The sequence below is a fragment of the Lysobacter koreensis genome (assembly GCF_042677045.1).
GTDB classification, from domain to species: Bacteria; Pseudomonadota; Gammaproteobacteria; order Xanthomonadales; family Xanthomonadaceae; genus Lysobacter_K; species Lysobacter_K koreensis.
Genome location: NZ_JBHTIH010000004.1, coordinates 116346 through 134381 on the forward strand (window position 1 = coordinate 116346; position 18036 = coordinate 134381).

The following is an 18036-nucleotide window of genomic DNA, read 5'->3' on the forward strand; positions in this document are numbered from 1 at the left end:
CGCCCGGCTACCCTAGCCACCCGCGACCCGCACGGCTGCCCCCATGAAAGCCCCCAGCTACCTCGACGACGACCAGATCGAACGCCTCGCCAACCTGCTCGACCAGCGCGCGGTGCCGTTCAAGGGTTTCAACCTGGAGGCGCTCGACGGCTTCCTGTCGGCGCTGGCGGTCAGCCCCGACACCGTGCCGATGGCCGAGTGGCAGCCGCCGGTCTGGGGCACGCCCCCGCGCTGGGCCGACGAGGCCGAACGCGAGCAGGTCGAGGCGCTGCTGCAGGGCCACCACAACATGGCCTCGCAGCGCGTGCGCTACGGCGACGACGACCTGCCCGACCACCTCGCGCCGCTGCTGTGGCTGCCCGAGGACCCGGAGGCCGAGCAGGCCGAAGCCGAAGGCGAGGACGAACTCGACGTCGGCCGCGACTGGGCGTTCGGCTTCTTTCGCGGCGTCGAGCTGCGCGAGGCGGCGTGGGACCAGTGGCTCGACGACAACGAGTGGATGGACGAGATCTTCGCGCTGTTCGACCGCCTCGCCAGTGGCGAGGTGCTCGGCGAAGACCCGGCCGCGCCGCCGACCCCGATCACCTACCGCGAGCGGCTGGAGATCATCGCCGGCCTGCCGGGCATGCTCGCCGACCTGCACCACCACCGCATCGAGGCGCTGACCCCGCGCGAACCGCTCAAGCGCGCCGACACCCCCGACCGCAACGCGCCCTGCCCGTGCGGCAGCGGCAAGAAGTACAAGAAGTGCTGCGGGGCGTAGGCCGCTAGCGGCCGTAGGCTGGGTTGGCTCCACCAACCCAGCGCAGCGGGTTCGACAACCACGTTCGAAGCGATAGGCCCACCAGGACATGGACGACCTCATTCGGCAGCTCAAGGCGACACGAACCGCCCTCGTTCGCGCTTACGTGCTGCATGTTGTCTGGTTCGTGGTGATGTGCGCGTACGTCGCCCTGCAGTGGAGTCGACATGGCCTTAAATGGTCAGTGCTTCTTACGCTCATCACCGTTCCACCCTTGCTGATTTACACAGTTCGGGTGCATACGCTTTGCAAGGCTATCGATCCAAGAGCCCGCACTGTCGGCTGGATTCCCGTCCTGGTCACAACGGTAGTTCTCAGCCCCTTCGAGTCCGGCCTTGTCCTGCCGGCCAAGAACTTATTGGCTGCAAATCGCATCCTCGGGAGCTACCCCTTTAGTCTGCAATCCGGCTCGGTTGCCGTGAGCGCGGCCAACAATTCATTCAAGCCGAAGACGCTTCGCGGATCGGCGTAATTCAGGCAGCGCCATCCATCGGAGTGCCAGTGAAGTCTCTCGAACGAATCATCGTTGTCATTGGCGCTCTCGATCTGGCGTATATCGCCTGGGTGCTGGTGGGCACGTTGCGCGGCGCTGGTTTCAGCGCGATATGGCAAAGCACAGTGGCCTTCGGGCTTCCTTTTCCTGCACTGCAGGTCGGCGCAGTCGCAGCTATCTACCTCGCCATTCTTGCCTGTGGCTTGGCCCTGCTGTTGCGCCGGCGACGGCTTGCCTGGCTCAACTACTGGCTTCTTCCGCTCCGCGTCGCCTTGGTCCTGCCTACGCTGTTTCCATTGTTTGCCGCCATGTCGGCTATCGGCATCGCGTCGAACCCGTGGGCTGTATTCGCACTTCTCGCCATCACCGAATTATTTCGTGTCGTCCTCGTCTACCGGTGGTCACGTGCCGAAACGCCAGTGCGGCACGCTGTCGGATCGGCCGTCTAATGTTCATCCAAGCCAAACCCGCGTTTCGGCCCGGCTTGCTTCAGGCGGCATCACACACACATCTTTTTAAACAATGAATCCAGCCACGGTACCGAGCAGTCGCACCTTTCTTCATTCGGGCGATACGCGCCACCCCTGCCTTTCCTGCGGCGCCTGCTGCGCCGCGTTCCGCGTCGCTTTCCACTGGTCCGAGACCGACGCGGCCAGCGATGGCGGCGTGGATGCGGCGCTGACCCAGCCGCTCGACCCGCACCGAGTGGCGATGCGCGGCACCTTCGCCGCGCCGATCCGTTGCACCGCGTTGCGCGGCACGGTCGGTCGCGACGCGCACTGCAGCGTCTACGCGCAGCGTCCGTCGCCGTGCCGCGAGCTGCAGCCGGCGTGGGAACACGGCGGCGCGAGTCCGCAATGTGACCGCGCGCGGGCCGCGCATGGGTTGCCGGCCCTGGCGGCGTCGAGTTGGTCAACTTCTAGTTAGGCGCTCACATGGATGCTCAGCAAACGATTAGAAGCTTCATTGCTATCACCGATCAGGTGATACGCGAGGACGGGCTAGATTGTTATTTGCCCACTTTGTTAGTTCCTGCAAGGGATCATGTAATGGTCTTAGAGGGCGTACCCGCAGGGATCGATCAAGAAGGTTTCGCTCAAGAATGGGCGGCCGAGCATGTCGCGCCCGGTGAGAGTTTTCTATTGGCGTTCCGCGTTGACGAGGAACATTACAAGGTGGTGTCCTCGATGGATGGGTTGCTTCAACACCAGACACTGCCCGCAGACGCGCCAAACAATTCATTCAAACTGAACCCGCTTCGAGGGTCGGATTAGTTCAGGCGCTGGGCCGCTAAGCCCGCCGTATATGAGTTCTCGGACCGCTCCGTTGGCATCGCCGACCCTTCTCACGAGGTCGCGAACCTCTCCATTGCGGTCGCCAACCCTTTTCATGACGTCGCGGACCTCTCCGTAGGCGTCGCCGACCCTTCTCATGACGTCGCGGACCCTTCCGTAAGGGTCGCCGACCCTTCCCATGAGGTCGCGGACCCTTCCGTAGGGGTCGCCAACCCTCTCTTAGGGTCGCGGACCTCTCCGTTGGCATCGCCGACCCTTCGCATGGCGTCGCCAACCTCCCGCGCCGGCGGCGACCCGCCGCTTTGCCCCTGCCCACGCGAACCGCGACAATGCCCGGCCCGGTGCCGCGCCCGCCTCCGCCACGGCGTGACACCCGCGGCCGCGGCCGCCATCCCCCCTCACGACCCGCAAGCGAGCACGCCCCGACATGTCCAGCACCCCGAAGATCCTCTACACGCTGACGGACGAAGCCCCGTTCCTGGCCACCCAGTCGCTGTTGCCGATCGTCGCGGCGTTCGCCGGCACCGCCGGGATCGCGGTCGAGACCCGCGACATCTCGCTGGCGGCGCGCATCCTCGCGCACTTCCCCGAGGCGCTGACCGACGCGCAGCGCACCGCCGACGACCTGGCCGAGCTCGGCGCGCTGGCGACCACGCCGGAAGCCAACATCATCAAGCTGCCCAACATCAGCGCCTCGGTGCCGCAGCTCAAGGCCGCGATCACCGAGCTGCAGCAGCACGGCTACGGCCTGCCGGACTACCCGGAAGAGCCCGCTAACGACCGGCAGCGCGACATCAAGGCGCGCTACGACAAGACCAAGGGCAGCGCGGTCAACCCGGTGCTGCGCGAAGGCAACTCCGACCGCCGCGCGCCGGCCTCGGTCAAGCAGTACGCGCGCCGCCACCCGCACAAGATGGGCGCGTGGAGTGCGGAGTCGCAGTCGCACGTCGCGCACATGGACGGCGGTGACTTCTACGGCAGCGAGCGCTCCGCGCTGGTCGCGCACGGCGGCAAGCTGCACATCGAGTTCACCGGCGCCGACGGCAGCCACCTGGTGCTCAAGGACAAGGTCATCGTCCACACCGGCACCATCATCGACGCGGCGGTGATGAGCACGCGCGCGCTGGGCGAGTTCGTCGACGCGCAGCTGGCCGATGCGCAGACGCGCGGCGTGCTGTTCTCGCTGCACCTGAAGGCGACGATGATGAAGGTCTCCGACCCGATCATGTTCGGCGTCGTGGTCAAGCGCTATTACGCTGCCGTGCTCGCCAAGCACGCCGCGGTCCTCGACCGGATCAACTTCGACGCCAACAACGGCATCGGCGACCTGTACGCGCGCCTGCCCGAGCTGCCGGCCGAACAGCGCGCTGAAATCGAGGCGGATTTGCAGGCCGTGTACGCGTCGCGCCCGGGCCTGGCGATGGTCAACTCCGACAAGGGCATCACCAATCTGCACGTGCCCAGCGACGTGATCGTCGACGCGTCGATGCCGGCGATGATCCGCGACTCCGGCCGCATGTGGAACGCCGCGGGCCAGTTGCAGGACACCAAGGCGGTGATCCCGGACCGCTGCTACGCCGGCATCTACCAGGCGGTGATCGACGACTGCAAGGCGCACGGCGCGCTCGATCCGGCAACGATGGGCTCCGTGCCCAACGTCGGCCTGATGGCGCAGAAGGCCGAGGAATACGGCTCGCACGACAAGACCTTCCAGCTCGCAAGCGACGGCACCGTGCGCGTGCTCGACGAGGCCGGCAACGTGCTGCTCGAGCACGCGGTCGCGGCCGGCGACATCTGGCGCATGTGCAAGACCCGCGACGCGGCGATCCGCGACTGGGTCAAGCTGGCGGTCAACCGCGCGCGCCTGAGCCACACCCCGGCCGTGTTCTGGCTGGATCCTGCGCGTGCCCACGATGCGCAGGTGATCGCCAAGGTCGAGGCCTACCTGCAGGACCACGACACCAGCGGTCTCGACATCCGCATCCTGGCCCCGGTGGACGCGATGAAGTTGTCGCTGCAGCGCATCCGCCGCGGCGAGGACACGATCTCGGTCACCGGCAACGTGCTGCGCGATTACCTGACGGACCTGTTTCCGATCATGGAGCTGGGCACCAGCGCCAAGATGCTGTCGATCGTGCCGCTGATGGCCGGCGGCGGCCTGTTCGAGACCGGCGCCGGCGGCTCCGCGCCCAAGCACGTGCAGCAGTTCGTGCAGGAGAACTTCCTGCGCTGGGATTCGCTGGGCGAGTTCCTGGCCCTGGCCGCGTCGCTGGAGCACCTGGCCAACACCACCGACAACGCGCGGGCGCAGGTGCTGGCCGATGCGCTGGACGCGGCGAACGCGAAGTTCCTCGACACCAACAAGTCGCCGTCGCGCAAGGTCGGCGGGCTCGACAACCGCGGCAGCCACTTCTACCTGGCGCTGTACTGGGCGCAGGCGCTGGCGGCGCAGGACGACGACGCCGCGCTGAAGGCGAGGTTCGCGCCGCTGGCGGCGAGCCTGGAAGCGAACGAGGCGACGATCGTGGCCGAGCTGGCCGCGGTGCAGGGCCAGCCGCTCGATATCGGCGGCTACTACCAGCCCGACCTGAAGCGCCTGGGCGCGGCGATGCGTCCGAGCGCGACGTTCAACGCGGCGCTGGCTACGCTGGCCGCGTGATTGGGACAGCACACATGCATAGCGGATTTGCTCTTGCTCTGGCCGGATTTGCTCAGGTCTTCGTTGGCTGGCTCTTCTTTCGTCTTCCTGGTGTTCGCTTCTGGACTTTTGCACCGGTCTGGCGCGCCAGCGAGTATCTGACACCTGTCGGCGTAGCGTTGTGGGTCGGAGGGCTGACCATTTGTTGGACAGGCGTGGCTGCCCTTCTGTTGGCAAAGTCTTTGGGTGGCTAGCGTGTCGCTGCTGCCTAGCAATTCATCCGAATGGAGGCAGCTTCGCGGCTCGGCCTAGTTCGGGCGGCTCCAAGGGGCCACGGCTGTTGACAACACTTACAAGGGCCCGGGCATTCCGGGCCTTTGTCTTTTGGGGGGTTGATTTCCCCCTTTGAAAAAGGGGGATCAAGGGGGATTTGCCTTTGCTTCCAGTGCGCAACGGCAACAGCAACAGCAAATCCTCCCCAACCCGCCCGGCCCGCAGGCGCAGCCTGCGGTCGTTCGACGACGCGCGAACCTGCGGTTCGCAAACGCGCCGGCTCACCCTTTTCCAAAGGAGGGAGCCCAATGCTCAATGCCGGGTGGCGAACGCAGCGACGTTGCCATCCTCCGGCAACGCACCACCGGCAAGCTCGTGGCATCGCGGTTATCGTGTAGCCGCCGTGCGCCGCGCGGCCTGCTGTGCCCCTTGCCGGAGAGTGCGATGGCCCCCGATGTCGATCGTGCGTTCACCCCGACGCCGCCCGCGGGCGGCGCCCGCATCGTCAAGGGCCCGCGCGGCCTGGACGTGCCGGACCACCCGATCATCCCGTTCATCGAGGGCGACGGCACCGGCCCGGACATTTGGCGCGCGACGGTGCGCGTGCTCGATGCGGCGGTCGCCAAGGCCTACGGCGGCGCCAGGCAGATCGCGTGGATGGAGATCCTCGCCGGCGAGAAGGCGTTCAACGCCACCGGCAACTGGTTGCCCGACGCCAGCGTCGACGCCTGCCGCGAGTACCTGGTCAGCATCAAGGGCCCGCTGACCACGCCGGTCGGCGGCGGCATCCGCTCGCTCAACGTCGCGCTGCGGCAGCTGCTCGACCTGTTCGTGTGCCTGCGCCCGGTGCGCTGGTTCGAAGGCGTGCCCTCGCCGGTGAAGCAGCCCGGCGACGTCGACATGGTGATCTTCCGCGAGAACACCGAGGACATCTACGCCGGCATCGAATTCGAGCCCGGCAGCGCCGATGCGCAGAAGGTGCTCGACTTCCTCGCCCGCGAGTTCCCCAAGGGCTTCAACAAGATCCGCTTCGGCACCCCGGCCCGCAACGCCGAGTGGCTGACGCAGCTCGAAGCCATCGGCGCGCCGCACCGGCAGTTGCCGGTGCAGGTCGGCATCGGCATCAAGCCGGTGTCGTACCTGGGCACCGAGCGCCTGGTGCACAGCGCGATCGGCTACGCGATCGCCAACCGGCGCAAGTCGGTCACGCTGGTGCACAAGGGCAACATCATGAAGTTCACCGAGGGCGCGTTCCGCGACTTCGGCTACCAGGTCGCGCGCGACTTCTTCGGCGCGGTCGAGCTCGACGGCGGGCCGTGGCACGTGATCCCCGAGGGTCGGCCCGGCGCCGGGCTGGTGATCAAGGACGCGATCGCCGATGCGTTCCTGCAGCAGATCCTGCTGCGCCCGCGCGACTACGACGTCTGCGCCACGCTCAACCTCAACGGCGATTACCTCAGCGACGCGCTGGCGGCGCAGGTCGGCGGCATCGGCATCGCGCCGGGCGCCAACATCAACTACATCACCGGCCACGCGGTGTTCGAGGCGACCCACGGCACCGCGCCGAAGTACGCCGGCCTGGACAAGGTCAACCCGGGCTCGCTGATCCTGTCCGGCGAGATGCTGCTGCGCTACCTGGGCTGGACCGAGGCGGCCGACGCGGTGCTGGCGGCAATGGACCAAGCGATCGCGGGGAGGCACGTGACCTACGATTTCGCGCGGCTGATGGACGGGGCGACCGAGGTCAGCTGCAGCGGGTTCGCCGACAAGCTGATCGAGGCGATGTAGTCGCGCCATTGCGTTTGGACCGGACGAGAAAGGAAAAGGCCCGGGGAACCGGGCCCTTCTCGTTCGTGCGACCGCGATGCCGCGCCTGCGCGGCTAGCGCAGGTACGGGCCTTCGGCGTTGCGCGCTCGGGCGTGCTCCTGCTGCATGAAGAAGCGGTTGGCCTTGGCCTCGGTCATCGCGTACTTGGGCGCGACGTGCGGCAGCAACAGGCGCAGCCACGAGCGCCCCGCGCGGCGCGCCTCGTCCGGGCACTTCTGCGCGCGCGCTTCGGGCAGGTCGCCGTCGGTGACGATGTTGACGAAGCGCGCCGGGTTGCCGCCGTAGATCAGGCACTGCAGGTTGAAGTAGCGCTGCTCGCCGAGTGCGTGCTCGTCGGCGTAGGCATCGAGGTTGTACTGGCCCTGCGCGCGCGCGAGGAACCAGTTGCCGGCCATGCGCAGGTTCTCGGCGACCTGCTGCGGCGATTCGTCGGCGCGCGCGAAGCGCTGCATCAGGGTGGTCGCGAGCTGGTCGACCGCGTCCTCCTCGCGCCCGGTGATTGCCAGGTCGAGCTGGTCGATCAGCGCGTGCCCGGTTTCGTGGGCGACGATGAAGCGGGTGTTGGCGAGCACGTACTGGCGCGCGAATTCATCGCCAAGTTTGTTGTCGCGGCCCAGCGCCTGGCCCTGCTCGTGCAGCACCTGCAGGGTCTCGTAGCACAGCACCACCTCGCCCTTGGCCGACAGGTAGAACGCGTCGGCCGACTTGCACTCGGCGGTGACGTAGCGCAGCGGCCGCGGCAATACCAGCAGGCCGTCGAGGGTGTCGATCTCGGGCAGCTTGCGCAGCAGGTCGGCGTCGCGCACGCGCTCGTAGACCGGCAGCAGCGCCGCGCTGCGCGGTGCCACGTACTCGTAGCTGAAGTCGGCGCCGCTGGCACTGTTGGCGGCGGCGAACCTGGCGACGGGCTTCGGCGCCGCCTCGGCGACCGGCACCGGGGCGGACGCACCGGCCGGCGTCACCACCAGCGCCACGGTGCCGCGCGACCACGCCGAATAGCCCCACGCCCCGCACACCGCGGCCAGCGTCAGCGACAACAGCGCGATGATGAATTTCTGCAGCATTGCCCGCTTCCCCACCGTGATTCCCCGGTCCGACGCCGGCGATGGTAGTGGCCGGGGGTGTGACGGGATAGTCATTTTCACCGCGGCGGGGCGACCACCCCGTGCCGCCTGCACCGGCGGCCGGAGCCGCGACTAGACTGCCGGCATGGCGCCCCCGTCCCAGCCGTCGCCGGTCACCGACCCGGCGTCGCGCGCGGCGGCGCTGATCCACGACGCGTTCGACGACTACAACGCGCGCTTCTCCGACCTCACCCGCCGCGCGCGACGCCGCTTCGAGCGCCGCGACTGGCGCCACGCGCAGGCCGACGCGGTCGCGCGCATCGACCTCTACGACCCCTGCATCCACGAGACGCTCGGCCGGCTGGAGGCGCTGCTCGACGACCGCGTGCGCTCGCGGCCGCTGTGGGGCGCGACCAAGCGCGCGTTCGCCGCCAGGATCGCGGCGTTGCCCGACCGCGAGCTCGACAAGACCTTCTTCAACTCGCTCGCGCGGCGCTTCTTCAGGGTCGACGGGGTGGCGCCGGACCTGGAGTTCCTCGCGCTCGAGATCGAGCCGGCCGGCGACCCGGCCTGCCGCGGCGAACTCACGCACTACCCGTATGCCGACGGCGGTGCGCACGCGGCGTGGCAGCGGATCCTCGCCGAGCGCGCGTTCGCCAATGGCTACGCCGACCTGGCCGGCAGCGCCGCGGCGATCGCCGACGCGCTGCACGCGCGGCTGGCGGCGCACGGTGACGCCGGGCTCGGCGTCGAGCTGCTGCGCACCGTGTTCTACCGCGAGCGCCGCGCCTATCTGGTCGGCCAGGCCCGCGGCACCAGTCAGGCATGGCCGCTGGTGGTGGCGCTGGTCAGCGACCCGCAAGGCGTGCGCGCCGACGCGTTGCTGACCGAACCGGCGCAGCTGTCGAGCCTGTTCGGCTACGCGCGCAGCTACTTCCATGCCGACTTGACGCGCGTCGGCGATGCGGTCGCCTACCTGCAGGCGCTGCTGCCGGCCAAGCCGCTGGACGAGCTTTACACCGTGCTCGGCCGCGCCAAGCAGGGCAAAACGGAACGCTACCGGCGCGTGTTCGGGCACCTGGCCCGGCACGCCGACGAGCGCCTGCAACGCGCCGACGGCGAGCGCGGCATGGTGATGGCGGTGTTCACCCCGCGCGACTGCCCGGTGGTGTTCAAGGTCATCCGCGACCGCTTCGCGTACCCGAAGCAGATCGAGCGCCGCGTGGTCGAGGACCGCTACGCAATGGTGTTCCGCCGCGACCGCGTCGGCCGCCTGGTCGACGCGCAGGAGTTCCGCCGCCTGCGCTTTCCACGCCGGCAGTTCGCGCCGGAGCTGCTCGACGAACTGCTGGGCGAGTGCGCGCAGGGCGTGCGCGTGGACGGCGACGACGTGCTGGTCGCGCACTGCTACGTCGAGCGCCGGCTGCGGCCGCTCGACCGCTACGCCCGCGAGGCGCCGGACGATGCGGCGCGGCGCGCGGTGCTCGACTACGGCCAAGCGATCAAGGACCTGGCGCGCAGCAACATCTTTCCCGGCGACCTGCTGCTGAAGAACTTCGGTGTGTCCGGCACCGGGCGCGCGCTGTTCTACGACTACGACGAGCTGTGCCTGCTCGAGCAGTGCCGCTTCCGCCATGTGCCGCCGGTGCGCGAGGAGGACGAGACCCGGCCGCTCGACGAATGGCTGTACGCCGCTCGCGACGACGTGTTCCCGGAGTTGTTCCCGCAGTTCCTCGGCCTGCCCGCGCCGCTGCGCGAGGCCTTGCGGCACGCGCACGGAGAGATCTTCGACCCAGCGTGGTGGCGGCAGGTGCAGGCGCGCCTGCGCCGCGGCGAATACCTGGACGTGGCGCCGTACCCGGAAAGCGCGCGGCTGGGGTAACCGTGACGCCGCATCGTCACTCCACGCTCGTCATTCCCGCGAAAGCGAGAATCCAGTGACGTGAGCTGTCGGTGCAAAGGCACTGGATGTTCGGCTCCACCGAAGAGAAGCAGAGCCTGCGTACGCAGGAATGACGAGCGACGGCAAAGCGAGCCGGTGACTCACTGGCAACTTGAGCCGCCTCAGCCGCAGCCGCCGGCGGTGCACAGCTCTTCCGTCTCCGCGACCGCATCGCGCTGGCCCGCGTGGCCATGCCCGAGCCGGCCCAGCGCCTTCTCCGACGCAATGCGGTTGCCGTAGCCCCGGGCGTAGCTGGTGCCGTCGGCATCGTCCGCATCGCGCGGATCGGTCAGGTAGCCCTGCAGGAAAAGGATGTTCTTGAAAATGCTCATGGCTGACTCCGTGGGTGGCCGCCGTCGCTGGCAATGGACAAACTCCTTGAGTGGGATGAAAGATAGTCCACACGAAAGCGGCTAAAAAGCGACGCTTTTGCAAGCTAGACTTGAACTGAGCTCAAGGCAGGATCCGTCATGACCCGCCCGCCACTGCACGCCCTGCAGGGCTTCATCGCCGCCGCCCGCAGCGGCAACCTGTCGCGCGCGGCCGACGCGCTGCACTTGACCGTGAGCGCGCTCAGCCACCAGATCCGCGGCCTCGAGGAGCGCGTCGGCCAGCGCCTGTTCGTGCGCGGTGCGCGCGGGGTGACATTGACCGAGGACGGCCGCGCGCTGTTCGAACGCGTCGCCCCGCACCTGGACGCGATCGAGCTGGCGTTGCGACCGCTGCGAGTGAGTCGCGACGACGCGCTGACGCTGACCCTGATGCCGTCGTTCGCCTCGAGCTGGCTGATGCCGCGGTTGCCGCGCTTCCTCGCCGCGCACCCGCAGCTGCAGATCAGCCTGCAATCGAACGTCGGCGTGGTCGATTTCGGGCGCGAGACCTCGCTCGATGCCGGCGTGCGTTTCGGCCCCGGGCAATGGCCGGGCCTGGACGCGGTGCACCTGTTCGACGACTGGGTGATCCCGACCGCGAGCCCGGCGCTGATCGAACGCTTGGGCCGGCCGACGCTGCAGACGCTCGGCGACTTCCCGTTGCTGGGCGCGCCGGGCGGACGCTGGAGCGGCTGGTTCGAGCACTTCGGCGGCACCCTGCCGTCGCGCTTCGTGGCCAGCTTCGACGACTCGGAGAACCTGCACCGCGCCGCCGCCGAAGGCCTGGGCATCGCGCTGGGGCGGATGACGCTGGCGCGGCCGATGATCGAGGCCGGCCGCCTGGTCGCGCTGTTCGACGAGCGCCTCAAGGCCGAGTTCGCGCACTATCTGGTGTTTCCGCCGCGCTCGCGCAACCACGCCGGGCTGGCCGCGTTCCGCGACTGGTTGCTGGGCGAAGCGCGCGCGTACGTGGAAGCCGAAGCCGACGCCGACCAAGCGGCGAAAATTCCGGGCGCGACCAGGCCGTCACGCCAGCGGCGACCGGCGAAGCGCTAGCGTGATGACCGCGCGCGCCCCGTGGGGTTAGGCTGGCGGCCCATTTGCCGGAGCTCGCCGCATGAACCGTTTGCTGCTCGCCGTGTTGATTCCCGCCCTGCTCGCCGCCTGCGCCGGCACGCCCGTCGATGACGCCGCCGCGACCACCGAGGCTGACGCCCAGGCCAGCGCGGAAGTCGGCGCCAGCGCCACGGACCAGGCCGCGCTCGACAGCGCGATCGCCGGCAGCTGGCGCGACCCGAAGAACGTCCAGCGCGACCAGCACCGTCACCCGCGCGAGACCCTGGCGTTCTTCGGCGTGGCGCCGGGCCAGACCGTCATCGAGATCACCCCCGGCGGTGGCTGGTACGCCGAGATCCTCGCGCCCTACCTGAAGGACGGCCGCTACGTCGCCGCGGTCTGGGACGACGCGATCCCCGGCCAGCCCAAGTACCGCTACGACCTCAACAAGACCCTGCGCGCGAAGTTCGCCCGCAACGCCGCGGTGTACGGCGCGCCCGAGGTGCGGGTGTTCGACCCGAAGGCGCCGAGCTTTGGCCCCGCCGCGTCGGCCGACACCGTGCTGACCTTCCGCAATGCCCACAACTGGGTCGCCGACGGCACCGCCGAGGCCTACTTCAAGGCGTACTTCGACGTGCTCAAGCCCGGCGGCACGCTCGGCGTGGTCGACCACCGCGCCAAGCCGGGCACCGACCTGGCGACAATGAAGAAGTCCGGCTACCTGACCGAGGCGCTGGTGATCGATCTGGCGCAGGGCGCGGGCTTCACCCTCGACGCCAAGAGCGAGGTCAACGCCAACCCGCGCGACACCGCCGACCACCCCAACGGCGTGTGGACCCTGCCGCCGAACAACCGCCACGACGCGGCCGACGCCGCCAAGTACCAGGCGATCGGCGAAAGCGACCGGATGACGCTGCGCTTCAAGAAGCCGGGCTGATCCAGACGCGTAACCGCGCTGCCGTGGGGCAGCGCGGTTACGGTTGATTGTTGCTGTTGCACTTGCTGTTGCACTTGCTGTTGCACTTGCTATTGCACTTGCTGTTGCACTTGCTGTTGCACTTGCTGTTGCACTTGCTGTTGCACTTGCTGTTGCGTTTGCTCTCGCCCTACCCGCGCCGTAGAGCTCGCCGAGCACCGGAGGGCAAAGGGGGAAAAGGCGCCCTTGTCTGAGCGCAGCGAGTTGGGGCGCCGTACCCTTTGCTCGAGGAGCACAGGTCATCGCCGCACTGCGGCGATGGGGAGCGGCTTCATCGTCTCCGGCGAGCGTCCGGCGCCAACGGTTTTGGTTACTTTTGCCAAGACAAAAGTGACTCGCGCGCGCAGCGTGCGAAAGCCCTTGATCCTGTTGCTGAACTTGCTTCGCTCTGGTTGCTTGAATCAAACCCATAAGAGCAACAGCAAAAGCTTTCGCCTAAAGGCGAGTTACTTTCTTTGCGAGGGCCAAAGAAAGTAACCAAAGAAAGGCCCTTCCCTGACAGAACTCCCGACACACGCGAAGCCCTGCGCGGATTTTCCGAGTCGGCATCCTGCCTCCGTCGGAAAACGACCGGCATCCATGCCGGGCGCCCTTCGGGTTGGGGTCGCATGCCTGCGGTTGCGGAGGAGGGATCAAGAGCAACGACAACGTCGCTGGATTCCCGCCTTCGCGGGAATGACGAGCAAAGGCACAGGCAACTGCAACAGCAACTGCAATGCGACGGGCAACGGCAGCGTTACTGGAGCCCCGCCTCCGCGGGGATGACGGACACCGCGCCCGCCGATCGATGCATCGCCGGTTGCCGATCCACCGGCCAACCCACACCATCACCGCCGCATGCTCATCGCCTTCAACAAACCCTACGGCGTCCTGTGCCAGTTCACCGACCGCAGCGAGCCGCCCCGGCCGACGCTGGCCGGGTTCGGGCTGCCGCCCGACGTGTACGCGGCCGGACGGCTCGACCACGACAGCGAAGGCCTGTTGCTGCTGACCGAGGACGGCGGCCTCGCCCACCGCCTGACCGACCCGCGCCACAAGCAGCCCAAGACCTACTGGGTGCAGGTCGAAGGCGAGCCGAACGAGGAGCAGCTGGCGGCGTTGCGGTGCGGTGTCGTACTCAACGACGGCCCGACCCGGCCGACCGACGCCGCGCGCATCGCCGCGCCGGCGTTGTGGCCGCGCGATCCGCCGGTGCGCTTCCGCAAGACCGTGCCCGACGCGTGGCTGCAGCTGACCCTGGGCGAGGGGCGCAACCGCCAGGTACGGCGCATGACCGCGGCGGTGGGCCTGCCGACCTTGCGTCTGGTGCGGGTGGCAATCGGGGGCGTGCGCGTGGATGGCCTCGCGCCGGGGGCGTGGCGGCTGGTCGCGCCCTGACCCGGCGGTATTCTCGAAAATCTGTGAGATAAACCGTTCATCTACGCGCGCGCGGCCCGCATTCATGCTCGCGTCTTTCTGTTAAGTTGCTGCGAATCGGCCCGCGGCTACACGGCGGGGTCCTCACGCTGCGGGAAACGTTTCCAAGCCATGCCCACCGCCACGACCAGCTCGGGTCGCATTCTCGTCGTCGACGACCAGCCGGCGAACCTGCGCGTGGTCAGCATGCTGCTGTCGCGGCAGGGTTACGAAGTGGTGATCGCCGCGACCGGCGAGGAGGCGCTGGCGCAGTACGCGCAGCTGCCGCCCGACCTGATTCTGCTCGACATGATGATGCCGGGGATGGACGGTTTCGAGGTGCTGCAGGCGCTGCGCACGCACGACATCCCCTTGCGCGCGCCGGTGGTGTTCGTGACCGCCGCGCACGACCGCGACATGCTGCTGCGCGCGTTCGACGCCGGCGTGGTCGATTACGTGACCAAACCGTTCCTGCCCGAGGAACTGCTCGCGCGCGTCAACGCGCACATCGGCCTCAAGCTGACCCGCGACCGCCTCGAGCGGGTCGCGCGCGAGCGCGAGGAGCTGGTCAACCTGGTCGCGCACGACCTCAAGAACCCGCTGAGCAGCGTGCTGTTCGCCAGCGACATGCTACGCACCGGCGCCTGCAAGCCCGACCGCGTGCCGCGCTACCTGGAAATGATCTACGAGAGCGCGACCGACGCGGTCGGCTACATCCGCCACTATCTGGAAAGCCGCGCCGGCCAGGCCGCCGGGCGCGCCGCGACCTCGGCCGATCTGGGCGAGACCCTGGACTGGCTGGTACACCGCTACGAGATGCAGCTGGACGCGTGCGGGATCCGCATCGAGCTGTCGCGGCCGTCGACCCCGGCGCGCGTCGCGATCGACGAGCGCGTGCTGCGCCAGGTCAGCGAGAACCTGATCACCAACGCGATGAAGTACGCGCCCGGCGGCGAGCTGACGCTGGCCGCGCGCAGCGGGGCGCCGGGGTTCTGGCAGCTGGTGGTCGCCGATCGCGGCCCGGGTATTCCGCCGGGCCGTCAGCGCGAGTTGTTCAAGCCGTTCGTGCGCCTGCACGAGAACCCGGTCGACGACGGCGTGTCGACCGGCCTGGGCCTGTCGCTGGCCAAGCAGATCGTGGTCAACGCCGGCGGCCAGCTGTGGTACGAGGCGCGCCGGAGCGGTGGCTCGCGGTTCGTGATCGAGTTGCCGCAAGCCTGATTCCGTCTGCCCCGCGCAAGCGGCGATGCAACGACTTCACCGGGTGACATAAAGTCGGTGGGTTCCTGCGTTCGCAGGAACGACGAGCCAGAATCCTTCGACTGTCCCAGCCGCAGCGGTGCTGCGTGCTGCCCGCTGCCCGCTGCCTTCTCCGCGACCGCAAAGCGACGGCCGATCAATCGGCGCTGTCGCCGTTGCTGCGCGTGCTGCTGCGCTTGCGCGCGGTGGTGGACTTGCGGCGGGTGGCGGTGGCATCGCCGCGACGCGCATCGACGCGCTTGGCGCTGCCTTCGATCGCGCCGCCGTTCTGCGCCTGCTTGGCCTTGCGGCGTGCCGCGTACCACAGCAGCCCGGCACCGGCGGCCGTGGCCACCGCGATCGCCGGGTTGCGGCGCACGAACATGCCGGCGACGCGCACGCCGCTCTTGAGCACGCCGAACTTGGCGCCGGTCTCGAGCCATTTGCCGGCATGCGGGACCACGTGCTTGAGGCCGTCGCCGACCTGGTTGGCCAGCTCCAGCGCGCGCTCGGGCAGGGACGTCAACTTGCTCATCGTGGTAAATCCTGGGGGACGGAACTGGCGTCCAGTGTCGACGCGGCGCCGTTGACAACGCGTGAGCGGTTGCCGGCTCGCGGCTGAATGCCGATCATGGCCGCCACCATCCCCGAAGCGTCGCCACCGCCATGATCCGAGTGCTGCCGAACGTGCTGGGCGCCGCCGACCTGCAAGCGGTGCGCGAACTGCTGCCGCAGGTGCGCTTCGGCGACGGCCGCGCGACCAATCCCGATTCCACCATCAAACTCAACCTGCAGGCGCCGCAGGAAGACCCGGCCAACGCGCGCATCGCCCAGATCGCGCGCGACGCGCTGGTGCGGCACGCCGAGCTGCGCGTGTTCGCGCAGCCGCGGCAGATGGCGCGCACGACCGTGGTGCGCTACGAGCCGGGCATGAACTACGGCTGGCACGTCGACGAGGCGCTGTTCCCGTCGACGCCGCCGATGCGCAGCGACCTGTCGTGCACGATCTTCCTCAACCCGCCGGCCGACTACGACGGCGGCGAGCTGACGATCCAGCTCGGCGCGCAGGAGCTGGCGTACAAGCTCGAAGCCGGCAACGCGATCCTGTACCCGTCGACCACGATCCACCGCGTCACCCCGGTCACGCGCGGCGTGCGCCTCGCCGCGATCACCTGGCTGCAGAGCTGGGTCGCCGACAGCGGCCGCCGCGAGCTGCTGATCCAACTGGAAGAGGCGCGCGCGCTCGCCGCCCATGGCGGTCCGAGCACGATCGACCCGCGCCTGCAGGTATTGCTGGAATCGCTGAAAACCAACCTGTTTCGGATGTGGGCCGATACCTAGCCGGTAGCGGCCAGCCGTCGTTGTAGTGCCGAGCTTGCTCGGCACCTTCCGTCCGCGCTCGAGGAGCTAAGGTGCCGATACCGGGGCCCTTGTAGTGCCGAGCCCGCTCGGCACCGTCATCCACATACGAGGAGCGTGCCGAGCAGGCTCGGCACTACAAGAGCTTGGTCATCCGGTGATCGCGCGCAGCGCCGGATGCCGCTGCAGCAACGATTCGACCAGCGCGACCCCTTGCGCGATTTCGTCGCGATGCCGCTCCGCCGCGAGCGCCAAATCATGGGCACGGTCGTCGCGGCCGTAATCGTGCGCCTGCGCCTTGGAGTAGCGGCCCCAGGCAGGTGCGGCCAGCGCCGCAGGCACGCCGCCCGGCGCCAGCACAAAATGCGCGGCGATCGCGTGCAAGGTGGCCTCGGGCTGCGCGAGCAGCGCCTCGAAATCCACCCGCAGCACGCGCGCGGCGTGCTCGCCACCCGCCAGCGCGTCGAAACGCAGGCGCTCGGCCAGCCAGCCCAGCGCGCACTGCTGCGGCAGCGACAGGCCGTGGAGCGCGAGGTCCTCGCCGATGCCGCGCGCTTGCAGGTCGCGCAGGCGCTCGCCCGCGGCGCTCGCCGCGTCGAGCACCGAGCCGGGCGATTTCAGCAGGGTCGCCAGGTACGGCCGCAGCGGTATGTCGAGCAGCACCGCGCGCATGCCCGGCTGGCTCTCCAGCAGCGGCGCGATCAGGCCGTTGCAGCTGCTGGTGGCCTTGACCACGCTGCGTGTCGCCGGCGGCAGCGGCTGCGACCAGCGCGTCCACGCCGCCTGCAGCAGGCGTCCGGCTTCATCCGGCGACAGCCGCGATTCGGGTTGCGCCAGCGCTGGCCAGGCCTCGGCCAGGGTGCGCAGCGGCAGCGGCTCGCGCAGGCCCTGCACCTGCGGCCAGGCGTCGAGCACGCGACTGAGCAGGGTCGAACCGCAATGGCCGATATGGAAGATCGCCGCGGCCGGCGACGCGACGGCCGCGGGCGTGGCGAGCCACGTGTCCAGCGGCAGCCAGCCACCGTCGACGTTGGCCGGTAACGCGCGGTCGTCGAGGAACGCCGCCTCGCGTCGCTGCACGGCGGTCAGCCGCAGCCACAGCACGCGGCGGCCGACGAGGTCGAGCTTGAACGGCAGGAACTCGGGGTCGGTCAGCGGGGAGGGCGACATGCGGCGGCTAGGCGCGAAAGGAAATGCAAGTTTGTCATCCCGAACGCAAACGCGCCGATCGTGGCGAACGCCGGGCGCGCGAATAACGGGCTGGACAGCGCAGCGGCGACACTAAGTCCCGCGTGGCTTGGCGCG

Annotated in this window: 17 protein-coding genes; 13 read left to right on the plus strand and 4 right to left on the minus strand. The window is 68.8% G+C overall.

Going from position 1 to position 18036, the window contains the following annotated elements:
• Nucleotides 1-43: 43 nt before the first annotated feature.
• The 7 genes from ACFQZQ_RS10195 (at nt 44) to icd (ending at nt 7289) form a co-directional block, all read left to right on the plus strand.
• Nucleotides 44-763 (plus strand): UPF0149 family protein, encoded by a 720-nt coding sequence (locus ACFQZQ_RS10195; protein ID WP_386812680.1) that lies wholly within the window; start codon nt 44-46, stop codon nt 761-763.
• Between the two features lie 88 nt (nt 764-851).
• Entirely contained in the window at nt 852-1274 is a 423-nt protein-coding gene (locus ACFQZQ_RS10200) for a hypothetical protein (RefSeq protein WP_386812681.1), read from the plus strand.
• 29 nt (nt 1275-1303) lie between these two features.
• Nucleotides 1304-1744, plus strand: coding sequence for a hypothetical protein (locus tag ACFQZQ_RS10205; RefSeq protein WP_386812682.1), 441 nt, complete (start codon nt 1304-1306; stop codon nt 1742-1744).
• A gap of 73 nt (nt 1745-1817) precedes the next feature.
• A complete protein-coding gene (locus ACFQZQ_RS10210; protein WP_386812683.1) occupies nt 1818-2222 on the plus strand; it encodes a YkgJ family cysteine cluster protein in 405 nt (134 codons plus the stop codon).
• 8 nt (nt 2223-2230) lie between these two features.
• On the plus strand, nt 2231-2569 hold the full coding sequence (locus tag ACFQZQ_RS10215) for a hypothetical protein (RefSeq protein WP_386812684.1): 339 nt from the start codon (nt 2231-2233) through the stop codon (nt 2567-2569).
• A 448-nt stretch (nt 2570-3017) separates the two neighbouring features.
• Complete coding sequence (locus ACFQZQ_RS10220; RefSeq protein ID WP_386812685.1) at nt 3018-5249, plus strand: NADP-dependent isocitrate dehydrogenase; 2232 nt, start codon at nt 3018-3020, stop codon at nt 5247-5249.
• 696 nt (nt 5250-5945) lie between these two features.
• On the plus strand, nt 5946-7289 hold the full coding sequence (icd, locus tag ACFQZQ_RS10225; protein ID WP_386812686.1) for an isocitrate dehydrogenase (NADP(+)): 1344 nt from the start codon (nt 5946-5948) through the stop codon (nt 7287-7289).
• A 93-nt stretch (nt 7290-7382) separates the two neighbouring features.
• Here the strand turns inward: icd and ACFQZQ_RS10230 are convergent, their stop codons facing one another.
• Nucleotides 7383-8393, minus strand: coding sequence for a DUF4344 domain-containing metallopeptidase (locus ACFQZQ_RS10230; protein ID WP_386812687.1), 1011 nt, complete (start codon nt 8391-8393; stop codon nt 7383-7385).
• A gap of 145 nt (nt 8394-8538) precedes the next feature.
• Here ACFQZQ_RS10230 and aceK point away from each other — a divergent pair, with 145 nt between their 5' ends.
• Complete coding sequence (gene aceK, locus ACFQZQ_RS10235) at nt 8539-10275, plus strand: bifunctional isocitrate dehydrogenase kinase/phosphatase (RefSeq protein ID WP_386812688.1); 1737 nt, start codon at nt 8539-8541, stop codon at nt 10273-10275.
• Between the two features lie 182 nt (nt 10276-10457).
• Here the strand turns inward: aceK and ACFQZQ_RS10240 are convergent, their stop codons facing one another.
• Complete coding sequence (locus ACFQZQ_RS10240) at nt 10458-10667, minus strand: hypothetical protein (RefSeq protein WP_386812689.1); 210 nt, start codon at nt 10665-10667, stop codon at nt 10458-10460.
• Nucleotides 10668-10805: 138 nt separating this feature from the next.
• Between ACFQZQ_RS10240 and ACFQZQ_RS10245 the strand changes: the two genes are divergently transcribed.
• The 4 genes from ACFQZQ_RS10245 (at nt 10806) to ACFQZQ_RS10260 (ending at nt 15354) form a co-directional block, all read left to right on the plus strand.
• Entirely contained in the window at nt 10806-11762 is a 957-nt protein-coding gene (locus ACFQZQ_RS10245) for a LysR substrate-binding domain-containing protein (protein ID WP_386812690.1), read from the plus strand.
• Between the two features lie 85 nt (nt 11763-11847).
• The gene (locus ACFQZQ_RS10250; protein ID WP_386812919.1) at nt 11848-12699 is read left to right on the plus strand and encodes a class I SAM-dependent methyltransferase; all 852 of its coding nucleotides are present in this window, start codon (nt 11848-11850) and stop codon (nt 12697-12699) included.
• A gap of 876 nt (nt 12700-13575) precedes the next feature.
• Nucleotides 13576-14115: a pseudouridine synthase gene (locus tag ACFQZQ_RS10255; RefSeq protein ID WP_386812691.1), complete on the plus strand. Its 540-nt coding sequence runs from the start codon at nt 13576-13578 to the stop codon at nt 14113-14115.
• 150 nt (nt 14116-14265) lie between these two features.
• Nucleotides 14266-15354, plus strand: coding sequence for a hybrid sensor histidine kinase/response regulator (locus tag ACFQZQ_RS10260; RefSeq protein ID WP_386812692.1), 1089 nt, complete (start codon nt 14266-14268; stop codon nt 15352-15354).
• A gap of 175 nt (nt 15355-15529) precedes the next feature.
• Here the strand turns inward: ACFQZQ_RS10260 and ACFQZQ_RS10265 are convergent, their stop codons facing one another.
• A complete protein-coding gene (locus ACFQZQ_RS10265; RefSeq protein WP_386812693.1) occupies nt 15530-15907 on the minus strand; it encodes a hypothetical protein in 378 nt (125 codons plus the stop codon).
• A 131-nt stretch (nt 15908-16038) separates the two neighbouring features.
• On the opposite strand from ACFQZQ_RS10265, the gene ACFQZQ_RS10270 reads away from it, so the two are divergent.
• Complete coding sequence (locus ACFQZQ_RS10270; RefSeq protein ID WP_386812694.1) at nt 16039-16713, plus strand: Fe2+-dependent dioxygenase; 675 nt, start codon at nt 16039-16041, stop codon at nt 16711-16713.
• Between the two features lie 168 nt (nt 16714-16881).
• On the opposite strand, the gene ACFQZQ_RS10275 is transcribed toward ACFQZQ_RS10270, so the two are convergent.
• Nucleotides 16882-17901 (minus strand): hypothetical protein, encoded by a 1020-nt coding sequence (locus ACFQZQ_RS10275; protein WP_386812695.1) that lies wholly within the window; start codon nt 17899-17901, stop codon nt 16882-16884.
• Nucleotides 17902-18036: the final 135 nt, after the last annotated feature.